Here is a 4,801-nt window from a genome sequence, read left to right on the forward strand (position 1 = left end):
GGCCACCGCCGTGGTGGTGCTGATTTTGTACAACCGCGAGTTCAACTCGGACGTGCTGGACGTGTTGCGCGAATAGTTCAGAGCCGGCCGTCGGGCAGGTCACGCGCCAGGCGCAGGCCGCTGAACTGCCAGCGGGCATCGGGCGGGAAAAAGTTGCGGTAGCTGGCGCGTATGTGGCTTTGTGGTGTGGCGCACGAGCCGCCGCGCAGCACAAACTGGTTGCACATGAACTTGCCGTTGTATTCACCCACCAGGCCTTCCCAGGGCTTGTAGCCGGGGTAGGGGTTGTAGTTGGACTGCGTCCATTCCCAGACGTCGCCGTACATCTGGGCCGGCAGGCCGTGGCTTTCCTCCTGCTGCGGCAGGGGGTGGTATGCCGCCTTTTCCACAAAGTTTCCCTGCGGCACGGGGCTGGCCACCACGCTGCGCGCTGCCAGCTCCCATTCAAACTCTGTCGGCAGGCGTGCACCGGCCCAGCGCGCAAAGGCATCGGCTTCGAAGTAGCTGAGGTGGCAGGCCGGCGTGTTCGGGTCTACATCAATCAGCCCTTGCAGCGTGAAGTGCTGGTAACTCCCTTCGCTGCCCTGCCAGTAAAAGGGCAGGCTAACGCCGTTCTCAGTCACCCAATCCCAGCCCATGGAAAGCCACAACTCCGGGCGCTGATAGCCCCTGTCGGCGATGAAGGCCATGAACTCGCCGTTGGTGGCGGGCCGGCTGGCCAGCTCGAAGGCCGCCACATAAACTTTGTGGCGGGGCGTTTCGTTGTCGAAGGCAAACCCACCGTCGCGTCCCGCGTCAAAGCCGTGTTCCACCAGACCCGCGTCGTGGCGCATCCAGTTCACCGGCTGTGGGTGTATGCCCGCCAGCGGCCAGCGGCTGGCATAGGCCGGGCGCGCGGGGTTGAAAGACAGTGCATGCTTGATGTCCGTCAGCAGCAGTTCCTGGTGCTGTTGCTCGTGGTGCAGGCCCAAGGTGACCAGTTCGGCCAACTCTTTGTGCTGCGCGGTGTCATTACCGGCCTCTACCTGCGCAATCACTTCCAGCATGCGCTGGTCGACCTGGGCACGGTAGGCCAGCACTTCGTCGAGGGAGGGCCGGCTGATCAGCCCGCGTTTGGGCCGTGGGTATTTGTCGCCCACACCGTTGTAGTAGCTGTTGAACAGCACCCTGAAGCCTGAATCAAACGGCTTGAAACCGGATTCAAAACGCTCGAGGATAAAAGTCTCGAAGAACCAGGTCAGGTGAGCCAGGTGCCATTTGGCAGGGCTGGCGTCCGGCATGGACTGGAGCTGGCAGTCCTCGGGGCTCAGGGGCTCGATCAGGGCTTCGGTCTGCGCCCTGATGGCCATAAAGCGCATGGCCAGCGGAGACTGCCGCGCCTGAAGCGTGTGGGAGCGGGAGAGTGATGGTTCTGTAGGCATGATGGCTACCGTGTGGATGGGCGCGACAGAAGGCTGACCCATGACATGCACAAAAGGGAAACGGTGAAGTTCGGTGTGATAGCAATGAGCGGCTTAAAAGCTTTGCACGGCACCCGGCCTTCAGCTGTCAGACAAGGCCTCGAATGCAGTGGGGATGGCCGTGGGAACGGGCCTTGAAAGCGGCTTGGCCACGGGATTGACCTGAGGTTTCAGTTCAGGGTCCAGGGCGCGCCGCTCGTCAAACACAAAACATTCACCGTCAAAATGCGCGCGTCCGCTTTCCTCAAAATACTTGAGGATGCCACCCTCGAGCTGCCAGACGTTTTCCACCCCGGCTTCGCGCATGAAGATGGCTGCCTTTTCGCAGCGAATGCCGCCGGTGCAGAAGCTCACGACGGTCTTGCCCGCAAGCTCCTGCCGGTTTGCCACCAGGGCCTGGGGAAATTCCGTGAACTTGCTGATGCGMCAGTCAATGGCGTTTTTGAAGGTGCCGACATCGGCCTCAAAGTCATTGCGGGTGTCCAGCGTCACCACCGGTCGGCCCGTGTCGTCGCAGCCTGTGTCAAGCCAGCGTTTGAGCGTGGCGGCATCCACGGCCGGCGCGCGCCCGGCGGCTGGCTGGATGGCGGGGTGGTTCATGCGGATGATTTCCGGCTTGACCTTGACCAGCAGCTTGCGAAACGGCTGGGCACTTGACCAGCTTTCCTTGGCTTGCAGGTCGCTGAAGCGGGCATCCTGTTTCAGCCATGCCAAAAAATCATGAATATCTGCCGCCGTGCCCGCCAGGAAGAGGTTGATTCCTTCTTCTGCCAGCAGTACCGTGCCTTTGATCGCGCGTTGTTGGAGCGCCTGTTCGATGCTGCCCTGCAGCATCGCAGGGTGCGCCAGCGTGACGAATTTATAGGCCGCAATGTTCAGGATTTGCATGATCCGGTTGATTGTAGGCAGGCATGCAGGGCCTTGCACTGCGTCACGGCGCCTCAGCGGACAGCCTCGGCCCTAAAATGACCGCGCGACCAGGCGGTGGTGAAGCTTGAGTGGCTGCAGGAACTCAATGAAGGCCTGATTGCGCTGTCGGGCGCGCAGGGCGGCGCTGTGGGCCAGGCGCTGCTGCAGGGCGACAGCGCGCGCGCCGTGGAATGTGCGCTGTACTTTGCGGGCCTCTTCCCGCACCGTTTTTACCTCGAACTGCAACGCGCCCAGCGTCCCGATGACGAACGTCATGTGGCGGCCGCCGTCCAGCTGGCGGCACGGCTCAAGCTGCCGGTGGTGGCGACCCATCCGGTGCAGTTCCTGACCTACGACGATTACGAGGCGCATGAGGCCCGTGTGTGTATTTCGGAAGGCGAAATCCTGGGCAATACGCGCCGCGTGCGCAAGTTCACGCGGGAGCAGTACTTCAAGTCGACCGCGCAGATGGCGGCGCTTTTTGCCGATGTGCCCACCGCGCTGGCCAACACTGTGGAAATTGCCCGGCGCTGCAACCTCACGCTGGAGCTGGGAAAACCCATGCTGCCCGACTATCCCACGCCGGAAGTCAATGGCGTGCGCATGCCGATCAACGAATACTTCCGCCACGCGTCGTTTGAAGGGCTGGAGGAACGCCTGGCTCACCTGTACCGCGACGTGGCCGTGCGCGAGCAGAAGCGGCCATCCTATGTGGAGCGCCTGGAGTTCGAGATCAACACCATCCTCAAGATGGGTTTCCCAGGCTACTTCCTGATTGTGGGTGATTTCATCAACTGGGCCAAGAACAACGGCTGCCCGGTGGGCCCGGGCCGAGGCTCCGGCGCCGGTTCGCTGGTGGCGTATTCGCTCAAGATCACCGACCTGGACCCGCTGCAGTACAACCTGCTGTTCGAGCGATTCCTGAACCCGGAACGGGTTTCCATGCCCGACTTCGACATCGATTTTTGCCAGAGCAACCGCGACCGCGTGATCGATTATGTGAAAGACAAATACGGCAAGGAAGCCGTGAGCCAGATCGTGACCTTCGGCACCATGGCCGCGCGCGCCGCCATCCGCGACGTGGGCCGCGTGCTCGACTTCCCGTATGGCTTTTGCGACGGCATTTCCAAGCTGATTCCGAACAAGCCGGGCCAGCACATCACGATTGAACAGGCAAAGGAGCAGGAGCCCATCCTGGCCGAGCGCGAGCGCAAGGAAGAGGATGTACAAACCCTGCTGGCGCTCGCGCAAAAGCTCGAGGGCCTGACCCGCAATGTCGGCATGCATGCTGGGGGCGTGCTGATCGCGCCCAGCAAGCTGACCGATTTTTGCCCGCTCTATGCCCAGCCTGGCAGCGATTCCGCCGTGAGCCAGTTCGACAAGGACGACGTGGAAGCGATCGGCCTGGTCAAGTTCGACTTTTTGGGCCTGGCCACGCTGACCATCCTGGAAATCGCCCGGGAGTTCATCATCGCGCGCCACCCGGCGCAAAAGGACTTCAAGTTCGAGGACCTTCCGCTGAATGACCGGAAGGTCTACGAGCTGTTCGGCCGGGGCCAGACCGAAGCCGTGTTCCAGTTTGAAAGTATCGGCATGCAGCGCATGCTGAAAGACGCGAAGCCGGACCGCCTCGAAGACCTGATTGCGATGAACGCGCTCTACCGGCCGGGGCCGATGGAGCTGATCCCGACTTACATCGCGCGCAAGCAGGGCAAGGAAGTGCCCGAATACCCGGACCCACGCGTCAAGGCCATCCTCGAAGAAACCTACGGCATCATGGTCTACCAGGAGCAGGTGATGCAGACCGCGCAGATCCTGGGCGGCTACTCGCTGGGCGGCGCCGACTTGCTGCGCCGCGCCATGGGCAAGAAGAAAAAAGAGGAAATGGACGCCCAGCGCGAGATCTTCCGCAAGGGCGCGGGCGAGGGCGGTCTCAGCGAAGAGAAAGCCGACGAGGTTTTCGACCTGATGGAAAAATTCGCGGGCTACGGCTTCAACAAGTCGCACTCCGCCGCCTACGCGCTGCTGGCGTACCACACAGCCTGGCTGAAGGTGCACTACACCGCCGAATTCTTCGCCGCCAACATGACGGTGGAAATGGACGACACCGACAAGCTCAAGATCCTGTTCGGTGACGCGCAGAAGATGGGCATCCAGTTCGAGTCGCCCGACATCAACCGCGGCGACTACCGCTTCGAGCCGATCAGTGCCACATCGGTGCGTTACGGCCTGGGCGCCGTCAAGGGCACGGGCCAGCAGGCGATTGCCGCCATCGTGGCGGCGCGCAAGGAAGGCGGCCCCTTTACCTCGCTCTACGACTTTTGCGTGCGCGTGGACCGCAGCCGGCTCAACAAGCGAACGGTGGAAGCCCTCATCAAGGGCGGAGCTTTTGACAACCTGCAACTCAACCGTGCGTCGCTGCTGGCGTCGGT

At 62.1% G+C, this 4,801-nt stretch carries 2 protein-coding genes and 1 pseudogene; 1 reads left to right on the forward strand and 2 read right to left on the reverse strand.

The window, feature by feature from the left end:
* Positions 1 to 77: 77 nt before the first annotated feature.
* A complete protein-coding gene (gene egtB, locus AC1D1X_RS20245; RefSeq protein WP_477668958.1) occupies positions 78 to 1,421 on the reverse strand; it encodes an ergothioneine biosynthesis protein EgtB in 1,344 nt (447 codons plus the stop codon).
* A gap of 120 nt (positions 1,422 to 1,541) precedes the next feature.
* Positions 1,542 to 2,348 (reverse strand): sulfurtransferase, encoded by an 807-nt coding sequence (locus AC1D1X_RS20250; RefSeq protein ID WP_477699005.1) that lies wholly within the window; start codon positions 2,346 to 2,348, stop codon positions 1,542 to 1,544.
* Positions 2,349 to 2,432: 84 nt separating this feature from the next.
* Here AC1D1X_RS20250 and dnaE point away from each other — a divergent pair.
* A pseudogene (gene dnaE / locus AC1D1X_RS20255) lies at positions 2,433 to 4,801 on the forward strand (DNA polymerase III subunit alpha); the annotation flags it as partial.

It is taken from the genome of Polaromonas sp. P1_G4 (assembly GCF_056405475.1).